Below are 21,315 nucleotides of genomic sequence, written 5' to 3'. Positions count from 1 at the left end.
AGCCCCATTTTGGGGCGCACACGTCGAAGGTCGTCTTGGCCCCGCCGCTGAGCCTACCTAAACTCCTTGGATAACCCACTACAATATGATCAGGGAGAGATACATGGCCAAAGTGCTTGTGGTCGATGACGAACCCAACATTTTGCTGTCGTTAGAGTTTCTAATGGAGCAAGCAGGTTTTGAAGTCGTCACCGCCGAAGATGGTGAACAGGCGTTGGAGCAGGTAAACAGCGCCTCACCTGATCTCTTGCTACTAGACATTAGCCTGCCGGGCATGAGCGGCTTTGATGTACTGGAGCGTCTGCGTGGTCAAGAAGCCACTGCCCAATTGCCGATTATTATGCTTACCGCCCACGGGCGTGATGTAGAACGCGAAAAGGGCATGGCCCTGGGCGCCGACGACTACATTACCAAACCCTTCTCAACTCAATCTTTAGTTGAAAAAGTTAAAGCCCTGTTAACTGAGGAGCAGCCATGACAAAAGGCGGGCTGCCTAAACGCCAACGCCTGATTGGCTTATGGCTTATTCTCAGCGGCATTAGCCTGCTTGGCGGCGCTATTTTTGCCGCTTGGCTAGATGCTCAACTTGCACCGACGGGCTTAACACGGCTGGCGTTGTGGCTGGGCAGCTTTTCCGGCGGCGCCACGATTTTTCTGGTGGGTTTACTCCTGGAACGCATGCTATTTACCCCACTTCGTCACCTTCAAGTGCAGCTGGCCCGCTTAGTCGCCAACCCCGACGCCCGGGATGAGCACCCGCCAGAAGGTTGGCTTAAAGCGCTAGCCCCCGACCTACGCCGCGTGCGTGAAAGTTGGCGTATTGACCGCAGCCGCCTTGCCACTGCCCATGCTGAAGGTGCAAGAAGCGCGGCGCGCATTCGCCAGGAACTTGAAACTCTTCTACAGGTTCTTGAAACGCCGCTGCTACTGTGTGACCACCATCGTCGACTGATGCTATTTAACCAAGCAGCCGAAGACTTTTTTGAAGGCAACACAGGACTAGGCTTAGGCAAACGGCTGGAAGCCCTGCTGCCCGTAGGCAGCCTACAGAATGCACTTAGCCAGTTGCCCAGCGATGGCTCGCCTAGAGAATTGCTCACCCCCTGTGATAATCGCTGGCTAAAAGTAATTCTGCGACGCGTACCCGGTAGCGACGGTGAAACTCTGCTGACCTTTAGCGATGCCACGGCGTCGTGGTCCAGCGAAATGGGCGTACGCGCAGAGCTAGCCAGCATGCTAACGCCGCTACGCCAGCACACCGCCAGCCTCACCAGTGCCGCTGATGCCCTGACTCAACTACGCCATCAAAACGATACAGATACGTCACTGCTGCGCCAGCGCTTCGAGCGGGTTATTCACGAAGAGGGCACTACGCTAGGTGACAACGTGGCCAAAATTGGCCAACTGCTGGATGATTTACAGCATCAGGGCGAGCGATTAACCCCGATGTGGTCGAACGACTTCTGGCAAGCCTTAGATGAACGCTTAGACCCAGAGCATCGACTAATCACGCCAGTAGGCATGCCCGCCTGGTTTAAAGGGGATGCCCCGGCACTCATCGCCCTGTTTGATTCACTGGTAAAGCAGCTAAGTGCTCACCTCCCCGACAGCGGCTTTGAGGGTGAAATATGCTTGGGCAATAAGCGGGTCTATCTAGACCTTATTTGGCAAGGCAAAGCGTTACCCGAACATGAACTCGCCGCATGGCAACATCAACCTATCGCCAGCCTACCGCTAACACCCAAAGTGGCCGATGTACTGCGCCAACACGCGAGCGATATCTGGAGCCTAGCCGATGATGATGGCTTACATGCTCGGCTGCGGATGCCTCTCCCCGCCATTGAGCGGGTAGGTGCCCCACGAGAGCCTGCCCCACCGCGACCTGAGTTTCACGACTTTGGTATCGCTGATCTGCCCCCTCCCGATGAAGCATTGGCCAACCGCTCGCTTCGCAGCTTAGACGTGGTTGCCTTTGATACTGAAACTACCGGGCTTGAACTACGCCGTGGCGATACGGTAATCAGCCTTGGGGCCTGCCGAGTGGTCAACGCACGTCTGCTAGCCAGCGATGTGTTTGACCAAAAGGTGGATCCCAAACGGCCTATTCCTCCAGCGAGTACCGCTATTCACGGCCTCACAGATGCCGATGTCGCCGGCGCGCCGCCGCTGGATATTGTACTTACCCATTTTCGCGACTACATCGGGGAGGCTGTGCTACTGGCCCATAACGCTGCCTTTGACCTTTTAGCCATTAGCCATAAAGGAGTCGCGTTTGATAACCCGGTGATCGACACTTTACTCATCTCTCGGGCGCTAGACGAAGCGCTAGACGGGCACGACCTGGATAGCCTTGCCAAGCGTTACGACCTAGCTTTCCCACCCGGTACCCGCCACACTGCATTAGGTGATGCCAGGGTCACCGCCGAGCTATGGCTAGCGCTGCTACCACGCTTGGAAGCCCGCGGCATTGATACGCTGGAGCAGCTGCTAACGCTGCAAGCCAATGCGTTTGACCGACAGGATGCTAGTGCCTCATGAAACCTACCGGTGCCCACTCGCGTAAAGTAGAGCGTTTAATGGCTTTAGTTGCCGTTACCCTGCTGCTGTTCTGCCCACCACTCATCATCATAGTGGACCGCTTGCCCTCGTTTAACGTGGGCTGGCTACCGCTTTATCTGTTTATCGCCTGGGCGGTGGTCATCGGTTTAACCGCTTGGCTAATGGAACATCGCGCGGGACGCTAACCATGCGTACAGACCCTATTATTCTCGGCACCGCGTTTGGCTATTTGGCGCTACTGTTTGTGGTAGCCGCCTGGGGCGATCGGCGCGCCGAACAGGGCCGCTCACTGATTGGCTCGCCCACGGTTTATGCGCTCTCTATTGCTGTGTACTGTACGGCCTGGACGTTCTACGGCAGCGTAGGCCGAGCGGCGGAACATGGCCCCAGCTTTTTACTGATCTACCTTGGCCCTACCCTGGCAATGCTGTTGGCCCCCTCGGTCATTCGCAAAATGGTTCGCATAGCGGCACGGCAGCGAATCACCTCCATTGCCGACTTTATCAGCGCCCGCTACGGTAAAAACACCACGCTCGGCGCCCTGGTAGCGCTAATGGCGCTAATTAGCATTACGCCTTACATTGCCTTGCAGTTAAAAGCCATCACCGTTAGCCATGCGGTATTGATCAACTATCCTCACACCGCCGACACCACCCTGGTCGATGAACGGTTTTGGATGGATAAATCTCTTTGGGTCGCGTTGGTATTGGCCGTTTTTATTATTCTATTCGGCACCCGCCACTTGGATGCCAGCGAGCGCCATGAAGGCATGGTGGCCGCTATCGCTTTAGAGTCCCTGGTGAAACTGGTGGCGTTTATGGCCGTTGGGATATTTGTGGTTTTCGTCATGTTTGAAGGACCGGCGGCACTATTTGCTGAAGTGGCTGCCACCCCTGCCCTGATGAACAGCATGAGTTTAGATAGCGTGCCGGGGGGAGCAACCGGCTGGGTCGGCATGCTAGCTCTCGCCTTTCTAGCTTTCTTAACACTGCCGCGCCAGTTCCAGGTATTGGTAGTAGAGAATGTCGATGAGCAACACTTGGCCCGGGCAAGCTGGCTATTCCCGCTTTATATGCTGCTAATTAACCTATTCGTGATCCCCATCGCCCTCGCAGGTCTTCTGCTGGGCGTAAGCGCAGGGGACCCTGACAGTTTTGTACTCACCCTGCCCCTTTCAGCAGGGTTAGAAGGCTTGCCACTGCTTGTTTTTATCGGCGGACTTTCTGCAGCCACAGGCATGGTAATTGTCGAAACCATTGCGCTCTCAACCATGGTGAGCAACCAGCTGGTTATGCCGTTGCTCTTGCGCTCCAAGCGACTTCATTTGAGCACCAAAGGGGAACTTGCCGGCTGGCTACTGGGTATTCGACGTATCGCCATCGTGCTTATTCTGCTGCTTGGGTATCTCTACCATGCACTGATCGGCGACTCCTACAGCTTAGTCACTATTGGTCTAGTGTCATTTGCAGGTGCGGCTCAGTTTGCCCCTGCGTTATTGATAGGCCTTTACTGGCGTGGCGCCACGCGCCAAGGGGCTACTCTTGGTTTAATCGCCGGTTTTCTCGTGTGGTGTTACACCCTTTTGCTGCCAGGCTTTGCTCAGTCAGGCTGGCTAAGCGCTACGCTATTAACCGAAGGGCCATGGGGCATTGCCTGGCTTATACCTTACAGCCTGTTTGGGCTGGAAAACTGGGATATTTACAGCCACTCGTTGCTGTGGAGCATGCTCGCCAACGTGGGGCTTCTGGTGGGTGTTTCTCTATTTACCCGCCCCTCCCCCTTAGAACAGACCCAAGCAGCGCTATTCACTGAGGCGATGCACCCCAATTTACAAACCACCTCGCTGTGGCGTGGGCAAACCACTCAAGGGGCGTTAAAAGAGTTACTGGTTCGCTATTTAGGCGAGCAAACCACCCAGCGAGTATTCCGCCACAGCGGCAACAAACTCCTCTTTGCGCCTGATGAGACTGCCCCGCCCGAGTTAATTACCCGGGCAGAGCAGGCCCTTGCAGGGGCTCTTGGCAGTGCATCAGCACGGGTTTTGATCAACTCAGTGGTACGCGGTGAAGCGTTGGATATCGAATCTGTTCTGAGGATTCTCGACACCACTTCTCAAACCATTGAGTACAACCGGCGACTGGAACAGAAATCCCAAGAGTTAGCGCAAATTGGCGAAGAGCTGCGCAGCGCTAACGAGCGGCTGCGCGAACTGGACCGGTTAAAAGATGAATTTGTAGCCATGGTCAGCCACGAGCTGCGAACACCGTTAACGTCTATCCGCGCTTTTGCTGAAATCTTACGCGATAGTGACCAACTGCCCGACGAGAAGCGCAAGCATTTTCTTGGTGTTATCGTTCACGAGAGCCAGCGGTTATCCCGCTTGATTGAAGAGATATTAGACTTGGCTCGCCTTGAGAGCGGTCGCTTAACACTGAACCCAGAGCCTCTTGATTTAGCGGCGCTGGCCCGCCACAGCATTAATGCAATTGCCCATCTGCATGAAGAGCACGGCATCGTTTTAGACGTTTCGATTGAGGCCGACCCCGCAATAGTGATTGGCGACCACGACCGGTTAGAACAGGTGATTATTAACCTGTTAGATAATGCGGGTAAATTCGCCGACCGCCAACATCCCAAGGTACGCTTGGCACTCTACCACCACCGCCGACATTTCCGCTTAAGCGTTGAGGATAATGGCCCGGGTATTGGCATCGAGGAGCGAGAGCGAGTATTTGAGAAATTCCACCAAATACAACGAGATGGCGAACTCCCGAAAGGTAGGCCCAAAGGTAGTGGCTTAGGCTTACCCATTAGCCGAGGTATTATCGCTCATCTTGGCGGGCGGCTCTGGGTTGAGGACGCTAAACAGCTAGGCGGTGCTTGTTTAACACTGGAATTACCCGCCGCCCCAGTTAATGACTAGCTATAGCCTAGTAAATTACTAATCTCTGCTGGCTTTACTTACTTAAATTAAGTTATTCTTTGCTCTGGACTTACGCAGTAGCCTAAAGACGCATTCCATGGATCCGTGAATGAGCAAAAATCTTACTTCTAACCATTCAGACTCACTTTCAAAATATACGATCGCCATCCAGCCTATCGTGGATGCACAGCTCCATCACATAGCCGATGAGCTCCTTTACCGTGCTAATAATTCCATTGAGTCTGCCACCGTCATTGACGATGTACAAGCTACCGCTCGAGCCTGCGCTGTAGCCGTTTACGAAATTGGACTAGATGATTTATGCGGCCCAAGAAGCTTATTTATCAACGCTTCAGAAGGCTGGTTAATAAATCCAGACCTTACAGGCCTACCTAGCCAGCGTGTCGTAATTGAAATTTTGGAAAATACACCGGCCACTAAAGAAGTACTATATGCTTTAAAAAATCTTAAACAGCTGGGCTACAAGCTTGCCTTAGATGACTTTGTCCTGGATAGCCAGAATCAAGCCTTTTTACCCTTTTGCGATATTATCAAATTCGATATTTCCAACAAAATTCCTGAGAAACTGGTTAAAAAGCTAATTGAGGATGGGTTTACACTGCTGGCAGAGAGAGTAGAAACACAGGAAGATTTTGACTATTGTAAGCTGTTAGGTTTTTCTCTCTTCCAAGGCTATTTTTACGAACGACCAAAGAGTCAAGTCTCTAGTTTGGCGCGACGTTCTGCTTCTCAGGCGAATCAGCTGCAACTTCTGGCTATTTTATATCGTGACAATGTAAAACTCTCCGATATTAGCTCTTTAATAGCGAGAGACCCTTATCTTCTACACGCAATTTTCAAGCGCGCTAACTCGGCAGCTAAGGGTACGCGACAGATTCAAACAAAACTAATTGACTGTCTACAAATTATTGGGCTTCGAGAATTACGCACCCTCGTTGCCATCGTTATGCTTGCTGCTAACAGTCCTGCTAGTAAGTTAAATCTTATAAAGGGGCTAACTCGTGCTTTTGCTTGTGAAATCATGGCCGACCACCGAAATATTGATGATCAAGAAGGCTTTATCACCGGGCTGTTTTCGCTGATGCCTACTATTCTCGACGTAAGCGAAGAAGTGGTTTCAAGAGAAATAAAGCTAGGTAAGACTATAGAAGAAGCGATAAATAAGCGCTCTGGCTCATTGGGTCAGTTACTTGATGATGTAGAGTCCGCAGAAAAACAACTCTCACCGCTAGACTTTCCAGACAACATCATGATTCAAGCAGCAGCAAAAGCACGCGCGTTAGTAGATTGCCATACTGGCTAGGTCAGGCTCGATAAAGAAACGCACCATCAGCTAAAAGAAGTATTTTTGGCTAAGGCAACAAGTCGTTTGACCTGCTGGAGATCAAACTTCAACAGCAACTTCTCATCCTCACGTAAGCGGCGAAGATCAACCCAGCCATCTGCAGCCTGGCCGCGTGATATGTCATAACGCTGCTGATCCAGCAGGCACTGTTGAAAACGCTCAAAAGCTGCTATCAGCAAGTCTGATTGCTCTAAACTCAAGGTATCAGTTGCATGGCTAAGCGCGACCAAGCGCTCCCGGGTGCCTATTTCCTGCCGCCGATGCCTTACGCTGAGCAAGCGCACAGCGCTGATCAATGGAAGTAATCCCTGCCGTTTAAGATTAATGGCATGACGGTGGGGTGCCTCCGAGCTTGGGCTAGCCGCAACGCGTCCGAAACGGTCTAAAGCAACCGGCAGCTCATCAAGCAATACCGACATTTCATCCATAAACAGCGATGCTTGGGGAAGCGTTTTAGCAACACTCTCCGCCAACTGCTCAGCAAGGGCTGAGTTGCCTGCCACTGGCGTAAAATCAAGCAAAATATTGGTTTGCTGAACGCGTTTAACACGCCGATCAGCGCTCCATATCTCCAGTTGCAAGCGCCACTCGCTGATCCGTTTTCGCCACATCGGCCAGCGAGCCATTATATGCCCTCGACACAGAGGTATCCCCGCCTCATCAAGACGCTGGGTGAAGCGCTCACCCAGGGCTTGAAAGTAGCCATCGATTTCCACATGGCGGGCATCCGGATAGTCATCAATGATTAACGCATTATCCTGGTCTGGGCTGAGGAGGCTTTCATACCGGGCAGCTGACCCTAACATTACCACGCAGTAATCAACGGGAGGCTCTCCCCACCCCTGGGCATGCATTTCATTGAGCGATAGCGCTATTGCCTGACGGTAAAGCCACGCATTATGGTCGCCAATAATCTGACTAATGCGCCATGCGGGAATGTCATAGCGCACCAGCGCCTCAACGAGTGGCAGTTGACAGGCATGGGAATCCGCCAACGTAAGGTGTGGCGCAAAGAGTCTGGAAAAAATGTCGTCTAACGGCGCCGTGATAGCCGACCTGTTTAGCTGGCCATCTTTATCTATTAAGGAGCGCCATGGCGAGGCTTGATATACAACACGCATTCGCCGCTCCTTGGTTTAATGAGTGGCTCTATGGGTTATTTAAGCGAGGGTATGGCTTGGCTAATCAGTTTTGCTCTTTTTGCCGAGGATCGGGGGCAAACATTGCCTCGCCTACTTCATCAATATAGCGCTGCGCTTTAGTGATCATCATCGCGTCGCAGGCTTCACGACCGGGAAGCATATCTGAACGCTCAAATCGATGCTCTTGAGTAACGCCCGCGCTATCTAGCCTGCGAATCCAGCCACTAACCCGGTATTGCCCGCTTTGGTTATCAGGCTGGGAGACAATTAAATACTCTTTGTACTCTACTGGCTCGGCAGCGTTTGCGCTGCTCTCTTCAGCGCCTTGGCCACCGCCCCCAAAAAGGCCTGAAAGTAGTTTTTTAAGCATAGGTAGTTCCCCTGCAATAAAAACGGCCAGCTTGGCGCTGGCCGCTTAACGCATTGTTAACTCTGCTGACGCCCTTTACCAGCGGCAATACGTAAACGCAGCGCATTCAGCTTGATAAAGCCTTCCGCGTCTTTTTGATTGTAAGCACCCGCATCATCTTCAAACGTCGCGATAGACTCATCAAACAGCGACTGCTCGGACTTACGGCCCACCACAATGGCGTTGCCTTTGTAGAGCTTCATACGCACAACGCCACAAACGTTCTTCTGAGTCTCGTCGATAGCCGCTTGCAGCATGCGACGCTCTGGGCTCCACCAGTAACCGTTGTAGATGACTTCTGCGTATTTAGGCATCAGTTGATCTTTCAGATGCGCTTCTTCGCGATCGAGAGTCAGCGACTCAATCGCACGGTGGGCGCGCAGCATAATCGTGCCCCCTGGCGTTTCGTAGCAGCCGCGAGACTTCATGCCCACATAGCGGTTTTCAACAATGTCTAAACGGCCAATTCCGTTGTCACCGCCAAGCTTGTTAAGTTTTTCGAGCACTTCATGCGCTTTCAATGGCTCACCATCGATGGCAACAATGTCACCTTTCTCGAAGGTAAGCTCCACATAGGTGGGCTGCTCCGGCGCGGCTTCTGGAGAAACGCTCCAGCGCCACATATCTTCTTCTGCTTCTGCCCACGGATCTTCCAAAATGCCGCCCTCGTAGGAGATGTGCAGCAGGTTGGCATCCATGGAGTACGGCGATTTTTTCTTTTTATTAGAAAAATCGACCGGAATGTTGCGTTCTTCGCAGTAGGCCATCAGCTTCTCGCGAGAAGTGAGATCCCACTCGCGCCACGGTGCAATAACTTTAACACCCGGTTTCAGCGCGTAACCGCCCAGCTCAAAACGCACTTGGTCGTTGCCTTTGCCCGTCGCGCCATGGGAAATAGCATCGGCACCGGTTTCATTGGCAATTTCGATTAAGCGCTTGGCAATCAGCGGGCGGGCGATGGAGGTACCCAGCAGGTACTCACCTTCATAAATAGTATTAGCGCGGAACATAGGGAAGACATAGTCCCGCACGAACTCTTCACGAAGGTCTTCTATGTAGATCTCTTTAACGCCCAGCGCTTCCGCTTTCGCACGGGCGGGTTCAACTTCTTCGCCCTGACCGATGTCGGCTGTAAAGGTCACTACTTCGCAGTTGTAGGTCTCTTGCAACCACTTAACGATTACGGATGTGTCCAGGCCGCCTGAATACGCCAGCACAACCTTTTTGACATCGGACATTCTTTACTCCTTGTGTAGGGAAAGCAGTTCACCAAAATATATAGCGCGGCACGCCATGTGCTAACAAAAACCTGTTACCACACTCTATTAGTATAGCGCTCTCAATGCTCAGCGAATACCGTCAACGACGCCTTGGGGATAAAGCTGCTAGAATCACACCATTCATTGCGGTGGCTTGCTGCACACCCTGACCGATTACTCGCTTTACTAAGGAGAGCTGCATGAGCGAGGCAATTGCCCGCGAATTAATGGCCCAACGTTTTCGCAGTTACCTGCCGGTTGTCATTGATTTAGAAACGGGTGGTTTTAATGCCCAAAACGACGCCGTACTTGAGATTGCAGCCGTTACGCTCACCATGGACCCAGAGGGTAACTTATTACCCGATGCCACCTACGCTTATCATATTCACCCTTTCGAAGGGGCGAACGTTGAACAGTCTGCGTTAGATTTTACCGGCATCAACCTGGACGACCCACTGCGACGCCAAGTGGCGCTCACGGAGTCAGAGGCGCTAGGGGAGCTTTTTCGCCCTATTCGCAAAGCCATTAAAGCCCACGGCTGTTCACGTGCCATCTTGGTGGGGCATAACGCGGCATTTGATCATAGCTTTTTAAATGCGGCGGCTAATCGCTGTGATGTAAAGCGAAACCCGTTTCATCCGTTCTCAAGCTTTGATACGGCAACGCTCGCTGGCTTCGTGTACGGCCAAACCGTGCTTGCCCGGGCATGTCGCGCTGCGGGTATCGATTTCGATAATAAAGCGGCTCACTCTGCTCGTTACGATACTGAACGCACCGCGGAGCTCTTTTGCGCGATGGTTAACCGCTATAAAGATTTAGGCGGTTGGCAGCTCGCCCAACAGGAGCAAGAGCTGGACATCGGCGAGTAGCCAGCCTAATGCAGCCCCTGCCGCTTTACGCTAAACTTTCGCCGTTTGCTATAAATTTCCCAGGGAATGCCACGGCATTTTTCCTGGGCATATTTAATTATTTTAGTCATCAAGCACGTTCTAGAGCGTGTTCCAACTATCTGTTTTTAGGAGATGAGACGTTTCCATGGCTCAGCATAATGCCTTTTACGCCCAATCCGGTGGCGTTACCGCCGTCATCAATGCCAGCGCCTGCGGCGTTATCCAAGCATGTCGGCAAGCCCCCGAGCAAATTGGTAAGGTGTACGCCGGTCATAACGGCATTATCGGTGCCTTGACGGAAGATCTCATCGACGTGTCCCAGGAGAGCGATGAAGCTATTGCTGCTCTGCGCCACACGCCGGGCGGTGCTTTTGGTTCATGCCGCTACAAACTCAAAGACATTGATACACACCGCGCCCAGTACGAACGCTTAATTGAAGTCTTTAAAGCCCACGATATTCGTTACTTTTTTTATAATGGCGGTGGCGATAGCGCGGATACGTGCTTAAAAGTTTCGCAGCTGTCTGAAAAGCTGGGTTACCCCCTCACCGCTATTCACGTTCCTAAAACAGTGGATAACGACCTGCCCATTACTGATAACAGCCCGGGTTTTGGTAGCGTTGCTAAGTACATCGCCACCTCTACACAGGAAGCATCACTGGATGTCGCTTCTATGTGTGCAACGTCCACCAAAATTTTTGTACTGGAAGTCATGGGGCGGCACGCAGGCTGGATTGCTGCCGCTGGCGGCTTGGCGGGAGAAGGTGAAGGCGAGCCGCCCCACCTGATTATCTTCCCGGAGATTGCGTTCAACCGAAGTGCTGTTATGGCGCGGGTAGAAGAGAGTGTCACCAAGTATGGTTACTGCGTGATTGTGGTATCGGAAGGCGCTCGTTACGAAGACGGCACTTTCCTTGCCGATGCCGGCAATACCGATGCCTTTGGCCACCGTCAACTTGGCGGTGTTGCACCAACGTTAGCCGGTATGATCAAGCAGGACTTGGGCTATAAATACCACTGGGCGGTTGCCGACTACCTGCAGCGTGCGGCGCGCCACCTAGCCTCTAAGACTGATGTCGAGCAGGCGTATGCGGTGGGCCGCGAAGCCGTCACCCTGGCGCTAGCAGGTAAAAACTCTATGATGCCGGCCATTCGTCGCATCTCCCAAGAGCCTTACCAGTGGGATGTGATCTCTGCTCCCTTGGCGCAAATCGCCAATCAAGAGAAATTCATGCCGCGAGACTACATCAGCGAAAATGGCTTTGAGATCACTAAAGCGTGCCGCGACTACCTATCACCACTGATTCAAGGGGAAGACTTCCCACCCTTTGAAAATGGCCTACCAAAAGTCGCTAAGTTGAAGCTTGCGAAGGTCGAGCAAAAACTGCCTCCTTTCACTCTTTAAGCGCTTTTGGTTTGTGACGAGCAATTTGTGACGAGCAATATAAAAGGGGCGGTGCCGTAAAAGCATCGCCCCTTTTTTATACTTATGTATGCTTAGCGCTTTTTTAAAGTAACTTACCTTAGCAACCAAGACAGCACGAGCAGTAGCAGCAGAATACCCGCCACGCCTTGCCAAAACCGCCGCGGTTCTTGGCGCGCTTCCTGTTTCGCTGGTTGCCGCCCTAACGGCACGCGTAACGCATGAAGAAACTCTGACATTCGCCTAAACCGCAGTGATCGCTGTGGATCCAATGCCCTGCGCAGGGCTTCGTCAAGGTCGTGGGTTATCTCAGGGTTCGTCGTGCGCGCGCTACGGTAGCTCAGCTCTTCAAGATCCGTATGGCTACGCAGACGGTTGGGTGTCAAAACATAAGGCAACGCGCCAGTTAACAGCCAGTAAACGGTGGAGGCCAACGAATATTGGTCGCTGCGCCGCCCTACGCTATCACCCAGAGCATACTCCGGGGCCGTGTGTTCATTAAAGCCAATTTGGCGCAGTAGCTCACCTGAATTGCGATGCCCATCGACTTCGCGCATGTGGCAAGCACTAAAATCAGCCAACACCAGTTTGCCGTGGGTATCGATCAAAATATTATCAGGGGTGATTTGCTGATGAATAATGTCCCGATGGTGCAGTGCCTGCACTGCTTTCCCCAGCTGATTGGCGATATCTAACCGCTGTATTAGGCTCGCCTGAGGATGACGCTCAGACCACTGGCGCAGCGTTTCGCTTTCTACATACTGCATTAGATAGTAGAGATAGCGGCGTGGGCGAGAGGGTTCAACCACCTTCACCACGAAGGGTGACTTGACCCGTTCAACCACCCATTGTTGAAGTAAAAAATGCTCCAGATAGGCATTGCGCAAGGAAAGCTCTGGACTTGGCGCTTTCATCACCATGTCGCGCTCTGATTGAATATCACGCACACGATACACTCTAGATTGGGCGTTACGCGAGAGCACGGCTTGCACTTCAAAACCATCAAGCCGCTCGCCTACCGATAGCTCCGGCGGTATGGGTAAATCACCGTAAATTAAGCTAGGGTGATCATCAGCCTCCTCTGGCAACTCATCAATCCGTAGCAGCTGAAAGCAGAATTGATCTCCACCATACCCTCGCTCCTGAGCACGCTGTTTCGCTTCGCTGGCGAGACGTTCGCAGGCAGCGTCTAAATCACTCGCATCCTGGCGAATTAGGCGGACATAGTCAGAAGGCAGCAGCGTCCCCCTAACGCCTTGAGTGGTAAATACAAACAGGTCCCCCTGCTTCAGTGCCAGCTGGGTGTAATCAATATCTACACTGCCATCCATCCCCAGCGCCCGTGAAGGGTAGCGATAACCGCCTATATCCGTTACGTGGTCACGGGTCAGTTGCTCAAACTCAGCGCCACGCAGCCGGAACACCAGCGTATCGCCCATGTGAAATAGCTCCGCTTCGCGCCCTCGAAACACGATAGCAGATAGCGAAGAAACAAAACTGCCCTCTTTTACATGCTGGCTTTGGCTGTAGAACCAGCCATTTAACGCTCGTAGCACACGCGTAGCAGAGGTTTTGGTATCCCAATGGTCTGGGGTGGAGTAATAGTCGGCTAGAAAGCCACGTACACTGAGATCCCCGGCTTGCTTTGCCATGGTGTTACGCGAGATTGAGTCACTAATCACCGCGCAGCCGCCTTTAACGTTCAGGAGGGGTTGTTCAGGCAAACGTACCGACATAGAGCTGCGGTGCTGTCGCCCATCCGGAGCGACAAAGGCTTGTCCATAACTGATTAGCAACTGGGCGTGCGCCAACTCGTCCTCCTAGGCTTGCCTCTTGATGGGAAACACCCAGGGCCTATGATACACGCTGGCGGCGTGAAACGATGCCCACCAAACGTCGCTATCCCTATAAAAACAGGCACATTTAGGGTGCTTATAAAATTAGTCGATTGCACACACCTATGTCGCATTGGTAATCCAGCAGTCATCTTCGTATAATTCTTCGCAATTAATGCAATGCACCAACGCACTTACTGCTTAGTCACTGCTCTACATAAGCCAAGGAACCAACGATGAACTTCGATAATATCCCCGCCGGAAAAGATCTGCCCAACGACATTTACGTGGCAATTGAAATTCCTGCCAACCATGCGCCGATTAAATATGAAATTGATAAAGACATGGGCGCCCTTCTCGTTGACCGTTTCATGGCCACCCCTATGTTCTACCCGGCCAACTACGGCTTTATTCCCCACACCTTGGCTGACGATGGCGACGCGCTGGATGCACTGGTCGTCACTCCTCACCCAGTTGCGCCTGGCAGCATTATTCGTGCGCGCCCCATCGGCATCTTGAACATGACCGATGAAGCGGGTGAAGACGCCAAGCTCGTCTGTGTACCGCACCCGAAACTCAGCACGCTGTACGATGACGTTCAAGAGGTCACAGACCTTCCTGAGCTGCTGCGCCAGCAGATTGCACACTTCTTCGAGAACTACAAAGACCTCGAAAAAGGCAAGTGGGTTAAAGTTGAGTCTTGGGAAGGCGTTGAGGCTGCACGCAAAGCGATTGAAAAAGCCGCAGCGGCCTACCACAAAGCCTAACGGTTGGGTTAGTTACGCAAAAAGGCTGCCCTCGGGGCAGCCTTTTTGCGTTTAGGTCTTTTTTGTATTTAAAACAATGCATTCGTGGATTAACTCAGTGTGAAGTACCGCGTCACGACACCGCAGCGGCTACGCTGGCGCTGAGAGGTGCGATATGCTGCGTCTCAGATACCCCGTAAAGACTGCGCAAGGATATATCGTGTTACCCATCAAACGTTTTAGCCTGTTTTTTTTGCTCTGCTGGCTCCCTGTGCTGGCTCAGGCGCAGTGGTTTTCCTCTTCCAGCAACCAGAGTGACTTTTTACCTGTCTTAGAGGCATTTCAACCCACTGCCTGGCATGACGGTGAGTCGCTTTTTATTGGCGTAGATATTGCTGATGAGTACTACCTCTATCGCCACCAACTGGCAGTTACCAGCCTAAATAGTAGCGTTGACTTAGAAGAGCCCCTAATACCCGACGGCACCTTTACCAATGATGAGTTCATGGGTGACGTGTATATCTTTCGCGACAACTTGGTATTTGAGGCTCCGTTTTCAGCGCCCTATAGCGGCCCCATTGATATTGAGCTTACCTTTCAAGGCTGTGCAGACGCAGGCCTATGCTACCCGCCTGAACGCATAACCCTTGGAGCGAACGAAACGTCGCCACCTCCTAGGTTTGCTGACTGGGAGACAGACCCCACGTCACAAACAACCCCCTCCGGGGAGCAGCGCACTGCTAACGACAACACCAGCTTCAGTGCTCCACAGAGTCAGGACAGTCGTTTTAGCGCTCTGATTAGCGAGGCTAGCCTACCACTTGCGCTTGGCCTCTTTTTCCTCGCCGGCATTGGGCTTACCTTTACTCCCTGCGTCCTGCCAATGATCCCTATTTTGTCATCCATTGTGGTGGGCCAAAATCCCACTAAACCCCGTGCCTTCGCCCTGTCCGCCAGCTATGTACTGGGCATGGCGTCTACCTATGCCGTGGTAGGCATCTTGATGGGGTTATTCGGCGCGGGGCTTAATCTTCAAGCCCACTTGCAGTCCGCGCCCGTACTGATCACGTTCGCACTGCTGTTTACGCTATTTGCACTGGCTATGTTTGGTGCCTTTAATTTACGCGTTTCCCCCCGCTTAGCCAGCCGGGTAGATGCTTGGCAAGCCCGCGCACAACAGAGTGGGCCTGCGGGATTAGCGTTGGCAGGTGCACTATCGGTGCTGGTGGTTTCTCCCTGTGTAACCGCACCTTTAGCGGGCGCACTGGTGTTTATTTCTACTACCGGCGATGCGCTGATGGGGGGCGCCGTTTTATTTGCGCTTGGCATGGGCATGGGGGTTCCTCTCCTGCTGGTAGGCACCTTTGGCACCACCTTGCTGCCCCGCACCGGCGCCTGGATGAACGGCGTAAAAATCGCCTTTGGGCTGCTGATGCTGGGTGTCGCTATCTGGATGATTGAGCGGTTAGTGGCACCCTCTGTTGCACTGCTACTCTGGGCAGGGCTGGCCATTGGCAGCGCACTAGCGCTGGGCGCACTCAACATTAACCAACCCCTTGGCTGGTCTCGGGCACGCCAAACCTTAGGCCTTATGCTGCTTGCTTGGGGCGTTGCGCTGGTGTTTGGCGCGGCCCAAGGTGGCAGCAACCCGCTTCGCCCACTGACGGTTTCAGGCGGACAATCTGAGGCCACGTCTCAGGCACACTCATTTCAAACAGTCGACTCCCTGAGCGACCTAGAGATGGCCGTTGCCCAAGCAGAGCGTAACCAGCGCCCGGCCTTTGTCCACTTCACTGCAGACTGGTGTATATCCTGCAAACTGATGGAGCGCGAGGTTTACCCCCACCCAGACGTAAGCGCCGCATTGAACGATTTTCAACTTGTAGCGGTCGATGTGACCAACACGGATGCTCAAAGCCGAGAGTTGCTTAACAGCTTCAACCTTTTTGGCCCACCTAGCTTGCTATTTTTTGCTGAAGGAGAGGAAATTCGCGATGCGCGCATTCAAGGTGAAGTCAATGCTGAACAACTTGCACAACACCTAGAGTCGTTTAAGCGTTGGCAGCAGGGGTGAGTACGAAAACTAGCCCTTTAACCGCCCCTTTTATGCCGTTGTGTCGCGATTGTCGTCAAACAGTTGTTTAATTTCCTAAGAACGAGCATATCTAGACCACCACTGGACATGCTCGCACTTTTTCGGCAAACTCCGCACCCATATTAGCTAAAAAACGCATCTTTTACGGCTGAGCAACGGGTAACGTTCACCATCGTGCAGCGTTCTCTTCATTTTTAATTCTGGTTTACTGCGCTCTCTCAGGCGCCACGGTATGGGCAACTCTTTTTGCTTGCCTATCCTGTAGAAACCTTTAACACCGATTGGGGCTACTATATGGATATTCGTAAAGTTAAGAAATTGATTGAGTTACTCGAAGAGTCCAACATCAGCGAGATTGAAATTCAGGAAGGCGAAGAGTCCGTTCGCATCAGCCGCCACCCGAACGGGGCAACTTGGCAGCCCCAGCCAATGCCCCAATACGCCCAGCAATCCCCCTACCAACAGGCACCCACCGCCAGCGCTGCGCCAGTAGCGGCTGAGCCCCAGGAATCCAGCTATCGCGGTGAAGCTGTTCATTCACCCATGGTGGGCACCTTCTACCGTAGCCCGGCCCCGGGTGCAAAAGCCTTTGTAGAAGTAGGCGACACTGTGAAGCAAGGTGATACGGTATGTATCATTGAAGCGATGAAAATGATGAACCAAATCGAAGCTGACCGCGATGGTGTGATTGAGGCCATCCTTGTGGAAGACGGCGAACCGGTGGAATTCGATCAACCTATGATCGTCATCGCTTAATCTTTCATATCAACACGGGTGGATTCTCCCATGCTGGACAAGGTACTTATCGCGAACCGCGGCGAGATTGCCCTACGTATTCTTCGGGCTTGTAAAGAGCTAGGGATCAAAACCGTTGCGGTACACTCAAAAGCTGACCGTGAATTAATGCACGTCCGGCTTGCTGATGAAGCAGTGTGTATTGGCCCCGCTCCCTCAGCGCAATCTTATTTGAATATTCCGGCGTTGATTAGCGCTGCAGAAGTCACCGATTCAACCGCCATTCACCCGGGCTATGGCTTTCTCTCGGAAAATGCCAACTTTGCTGAACAGGTAGAACGCTCTGGCTTTACCTTTATTGGCCCGCGCGCTGAAACGATCCGCCTCATGGGTGACAAAGTTAGCGCTATTCAGTCGATGAAAGAAGCCGGCGTTCCCACAGTGCCCGGCTCAGACGGTCCCCTAGGCGACGATGACGCCACCAATTTAGCCACGGCACGTAGAATTGGCTATCCGGTAATCATCAAAGCAGCTTCGGGTGGCGGCGGTCGCGGCATGCGCGTAGTGCATACCGAAGGCCATTTGCTATCAGCCATTACGGTAACCCGCACAGAAGCACACGCCGCCTTTGGCGACGGCACGGTCTACATGGAAAAATTCCTTGAAAAGCCGCGCCATGTTGAAGTTCAAGTGCTTGCTGATGGCCAGGGTAACGCGATTCATCTTTATGACCGCGACTGCTCGCTACAGCGTCGTCACCAAAAAGTATTGGAAGAAGCCCCAGCGCCCGGACTTGATCCTGAAGCCCGCGCCCAGGTGCTTGAAGCGTGCCGCCAAGCGTGTATCAAGATTAATTACCGCGGCGCAGGCACCTTTGAATTCTTATACGAAGGTGGCGAGTATTTCTTCATTGAGATGAACACTCGCGTTCAGGTAGAGCACCCGGTGACCGAGATGGTGACCGGCGTGGATATCGTCAAAGAGCAGCTGCGTATTGCTTCTGGCTTGCCACTTTCAATCCGCCAGGAAGATGTGAAGCTTTCCGGTCACTCCTTTGAGTGTCGGATTAATGCTGAAGACTCGCGCACCTTTATGCCTTCACCGGGTAAAGTAACGCTGTATCACTCTCCCGGCGGTCTTGGCGTTCGAATGGACTCGCACATCTACACCGGCTACACCGTACCTCCTCACTATGATTCACTGATCGGCAAGCTGATCACATGGGGAGAAGATCGCGAAATCGCCTTAACGCGGATGCGTAATGCACTCGACGAACTATTGGTCGAAGGTATTAAAACCAACATCGACCTGCAGAAAGACCTCGTCCGTGACAGCTACTTCCGCCAAGGCGGTGTCAACATCCACTACCTTGAGAAGAAGCTCAGCAGCTAACACAACCCAAGACACTGGCAACATCTAGGCCGGTAGCACTAGGTACGTACTGCTAAGCGGGGTGGCTAAAGCCACCCCGTTGCTGTTTATAACGTTCTAACATTTCTCAACGAATTGCTATTCCATGCAGCGGAGATCCCCATGCCCTGGCTTCAACTCAAAGCTCACGTCGCCCCCGAGCAAGCGGACCTGCTCGAAGAGCTACTGCTAGCAGAAGGCGCCACCGCCATCGGCCTACAAGATGCCCATGACAACCCTGTTTTCGAGCCTGAAAGAGGCACAACACCGCTGTGGCAGGACACAATATTAACCGGCCTATACGACGATCTAGAAGGCATTCACGAAATGTTAGGGCGAATTGAGGCAGCATGGGCAGAGCAATTGCCCAGCGACCCCTGCCCCATGATCGAATATGAGCTGCTTGCTGACCGGGACTGGGAAAGAGAGTGGATGGATGACTTCACTCCATTGAAAATGGGTGAGCGACTCTGGATTGTCCCTAGCTGGCATGAGCCGCCAGAAGCCGACGCCGTCAACCTGATTCTAGATCCCGGACTCGCCTTCGGCACCGGCACTCACCCCACCACAGCACTCTGCCTGGAATGGCTGGACAGCCTAGCCGTTGCCGGACAGCTACACGATAAAAGGGTACTGGATGTGGGCTGCGGCTCAGGAATACTTGCGATTGCAGCGCTAAAATTAGGCGCCGTCCATGCCGATGCCACTGACATCGACCCCCAGGCACTTCAAGCGAGCCGGGATAATGCCGAACGCAACCACATCAATGATCAGCAACTAGCGCTTTACTACCCCGAACAGTTAACGGACGGCCCCTATCCCGTTGTTACTGCTAACATACTGGCAGGCCCTCTAGTTGAGCTATCTCCAATGATTGCTGGCCACGTTGCCCCAGGCGGGCATCTTGCCCTATCCGGCATTTTAGCTAACCAAGCCAACGACGTGCTAGAAGCCTACCAAGCTCAAGGACTCATCATGGAAGAGCCGATTATTCGTGAAGGCTGGGTACGCTTATCTGGGATGCGACCGGCTTAATCGCGCTTTCGGCCTTCACCCCATCGCCGAGTAGGCGTATCATACGCCCCCTTGAAACGCCTACCCGTCGATTTCATGCAGGCCCACAACGCAGCACTATGACTCTACTGACGACTCACCCCCCGAAGATTGGGCCTTACCAGATGCCTAATCAGGTAATACTGGCGCCCATGGCAGGCGTTACCGACCGTCCCTTTCGACAGCTTTGCCGGCGGCTTGGTGCTGGTTGGGTAGTGGGCGAGATGGTCACCGCCGACCCATCGCTGTGGCATACCCGTAAGTCTCAGCTGCGTATGGATCACCAGGGCGAACCAGCCCCGCGTGTGGTGCAGATTGCCGGCGGCGATGCTGACATGCTTGCCCATGCGGCGCGACTCAACGCTGAACTAGGCGCGCAGGTGATTGATATCAACATGGGCTGCCCAGCAAAAAAGGTCTGCAACAAAGCAGCGGGTTCTGCCCTGATGCGAGATGAAGCGCTGGTGGCAGAGATACTAGAAGCGGTAGTCGCTGCAGTAGATATTCCAGTGACGCTTAAAATCCGCACGGGCTGGTGCGCTGAATCAAATAATGGCCTGCGCATCGCTCAACTGGCAGAGTCAGCAGGCATTCAAGCGTTAGCGGTACATGGACGCCACCGGGAGCAGCGCTATACTGGTTGGGCAGAGTACGACACGATAGCGGACATTAAGTCGCGCCTTTCTATACCCGTATTCGCCAATGGCGACATTACCAGCCCAGAAAAAGCCCATGACGTGCTCTGCTATACCGGAGCCGATGCGGTCATGATAGGTCGCGGCGCCCAGGGCAATCCGTGGATATTTCAAGAAATTAATCACTATTTGACCCACGGCGAGCGGCTCGCCTCCCCTAGCTTGACCGAGCGCTGCCAAGTGCTTGCCGAACACGTGGGCGCCCTGCACACATTTTACGGCGAGACCATGGGTGTTCGCATCGCACGTAAGCATGTTGGCTGGTACGTCAATGATGATCAGCGCTTTTCTGACCATCAACGCCGCATGCTAAAACAACAATTTAATGCGCTTAGCTCGCCTGATTCGCAGTTTGAGTGGATTAACAATGCCATGACGCATGACGCTGCAGAGCGTCTGCTAGCCAAAGGAAGCCATGCTGCATGACCGAACGCGACCTGCTTTCCAGCGAATTTTCTCCACAGCTCTCCGGCACGCTGGCGGACCCTGCTACCACAACGCCGCCTCAACCGCTAAGAGAGGCGGTTGAAACCGCTATGCGTCGTTACTTCGAGCATCTCGATGGCAGTCAGGCAACTGACCTGTATGCCATGGTGATGGCCGAAGTAGAGGCGCCACTTCTTGCCTGTGTTATGGAACATACCGATGGCAACCAGACCCGCGCTGCCGATGTACTGGGCTTAAATCGCGGCACGCTGCGCAAGAAGCTGAAACAGTACGGACTCATTGAAGGTGACGCCCCCTAATACGGGGCGTTATTAGTTTTTAACTTTCG

17 protein-coding genes and 1 pseudogene are annotated in these 21,315 nt (G+C 53.1%); 14 read left to right on the top strand and 4 right to left on the bottom strand.

Going from position 1 to position 21,315, the window contains the following annotated elements; translation table 11 throughout:
* Positions 1-103 precede the first annotated feature (103 nt).
* The 5 genes from BB497_11935 (at position 104) to BB497_11915 (ending at position 6,806) form a co-directional block, all read left to right on the top strand.
* Positions 104-478, top strand: a complete 375-nt coding sequence (locus BB497_11935; GenBank protein AVI63355.1) for a two-component system response regulator — start codon at positions 104-106, stop codon at positions 476-478.
* The gene (locus tag BB497_11930; GenBank protein ID AVI63354.1) at positions 475-2,538 is read left to right on the top strand and encodes a DNA polymerase III subunit epsilon; all 2,064 of its coding nucleotides are present in this window, start codon (positions 475-477) and stop codon (positions 2,536-2,538) included. The genes BB497_11935 and BB497_11930 overlap by 4 nt, the downstream gene beginning before the upstream one ends.
* Positions 2,535-2,744: a hypothetical protein gene (locus BB497_11925; GenBank protein ID AVI63353.1), complete on the top strand. Its 210-nt coding sequence runs from the start codon at positions 2,535-2,537 to the stop codon at positions 2,742-2,744. Before BB497_11930 ends, BB497_11925 begins: the two co-directional genes overlap by 4 nt.
* Positions 2,745-2,746: 2 nt before the next feature.
* Positions 2,747-5,482: a histidine kinase gene (locus BB497_11920; protein ID AVI63352.1), complete on the top strand. Its 2,736-nt coding sequence runs from the start codon at positions 2,747-2,749 to the stop codon at positions 5,480-5,482.
* A gap of 109 nt (positions 5,483-5,591) precedes the next feature.
* Entirely contained in the window at positions 5,592-6,806 is a 1,215-nt protein-coding gene (locus BB497_11915; GenBank protein AVI63351.1) for a diguanylate phosphodiesterase, read from the top strand.
* A gap of 26 nt (positions 6,807-6,832) precedes the next feature.
* Here the strand turns inward: BB497_11915 and BB497_11910 are convergent, their stop codons facing one another.
* The 3 genes from BB497_11910 to BB497_11900 form a co-directional block, all read right to left on the bottom strand.
* On the bottom strand, positions 6,833-7,969 hold the full coding sequence (locus BB497_11910) for a signal transduction protein (protein ID AVI63350.1): 1,137 nt from the start codon (positions 7,967-7,969) through the stop codon (positions 6,833-6,835).
* A gap of 64 nt (positions 7,970-8,033) precedes the next feature.
* A complete protein-coding gene (locus BB497_11905) occupies positions 8,034-8,360 on the bottom strand; it encodes a hypothetical protein (GenBank protein AVI63349.1) in 327 nt (108 codons plus the stop codon).
* A 56-nt stretch (positions 8,361-8,416) separates the two neighbouring features.
* Positions 8,417-9,637, bottom strand: coding sequence for an argininosuccinate synthase (locus tag BB497_11900; protein ID AVI63348.1), 1,221 nt, complete (start codon positions 9,635-9,637; stop codon positions 8,417-8,419).
* Positions 9,638-9,858: 221 nt separating this feature from the next.
* On the opposite strand from BB497_11900, the gene BB497_11895 reads away from it, so the two are divergent.
* Both BB497_11895 and BB497_11890 read left to right on the top strand, forming a co-directional pair.
* Positions 9,859-10,527, top strand: a complete 669-nt coding sequence (locus tag BB497_11895; protein ID AVI63347.1) for a ribonuclease T — start codon at positions 9,859-9,861, stop codon at positions 10,525-10,527.
* A gap of 166 nt (positions 10,528-10,693) precedes the next feature.
* Entirely contained in the window at positions 10,694-11,953 is a 1,260-nt protein-coding gene (locus tag BB497_11890) for a 6-phosphofructokinase (GenBank protein ID AVI63346.1), read from the top strand.
* Positions 11,954-12,066: 113 nt separating this feature from the next.
* Here the strand turns inward: BB497_11890 and BB497_11885 are convergent, their stop codons facing one another.
* Positions 12,067-13,782, bottom strand: a complete 1,716-nt coding sequence (locus tag BB497_11885; GenBank protein AVI63345.1) for a serine/threonine protein kinase — start codon at positions 13,780-13,782, stop codon at positions 12,067-12,069.
* A 260-nt stretch (positions 13,783-14,042) separates the two neighbouring features.
* Here BB497_11885 and BB497_11880 point away from each other — a divergent pair, with 260 nt between their 5' ends.
* From BB497_11880 to BB497_11850, 7 genes and pseudogenes are all read left to right on the top strand, one after another.
* Positions 14,043-14,573 carry an inorganic pyrophosphatase gene (locus BB497_11880; GenBank protein AVI63344.1) on the top strand — a complete coding sequence of 177 codons (531 nt, stop codon included), beginning with the start codon at positions 14,043-14,045 and terminating at the stop codon, positions 14,571-14,573.
* 199 nt (positions 14,574-14,772) lie between these two features.
* On the top strand, positions 14,773-16,626 hold the full coding sequence (locus tag BB497_11875) for a thiol:disulfide interchange protein (protein AVI63343.1): 1,854 nt from the start codon (positions 14,773-14,775) through the stop codon (positions 16,624-16,626).
* A 315-nt stretch (positions 16,627-16,941) separates the two neighbouring features.
* Positions 16,942-17,403 (top strand): acetyl-CoA carboxylase, biotin carboxyl carrier protein, encoded by a 462-nt coding sequence (locus BB497_11870; protein AVI64348.1) that lies wholly within the window; start codon positions 16,942-16,944, stop codon positions 17,401-17,403.
* Positions 17,404-17,433: 30 nt separating this feature from the next.
* Positions 17,434-18,774, top strand: coding sequence for an acetyl-CoA carboxylase biotin carboxylase subunit (locus BB497_11865; protein ID AVI63342.1), 1,341 nt, complete (start codon positions 17,434-17,436; stop codon positions 18,772-18,774).
* Between the two features lie 141 nt (positions 18,775-18,915).
* Positions 18,916-19,827, top strand: coding sequence for a ribosomal protein L11 methyltransferase (locus tag BB497_11860; protein ID AVI63341.1), 912 nt, complete (start codon positions 18,916-18,918; stop codon positions 19,825-19,827).
* Positions 19,828-19,925: 98 nt separating this feature from the next.
* A pseudogene (locus BB497_11855) lies at positions 19,926-20,810 on the top strand (tRNA dihydrouridine synthase DusB).
* Between the two features lie 152 nt (positions 20,811-20,962).
* On the top strand, positions 20,963-21,286 hold the full coding sequence (locus BB497_11850) for a Fis family transcriptional regulator (protein AVI63340.1): 324 nt from the start codon (positions 20,963-20,965) through the stop codon (positions 21,284-21,286).
* Positions 21,287-21,315: the final 29 nt, after the last annotated feature.

The sequence above is a fragment of the Halomonas sp. GFAJ-1 genome (genome assembly GCA_002966495.1).
Lineage (GTDB): Bacteria > Pseudomonadota > Gammaproteobacteria > Pseudomonadales > Halomonadaceae > Vreelandella.
The sequence above is the reverse complement of the archived record's forward strand: the minus strand, read 5'-3'. Positions and strand labels throughout refer to the sequence as shown.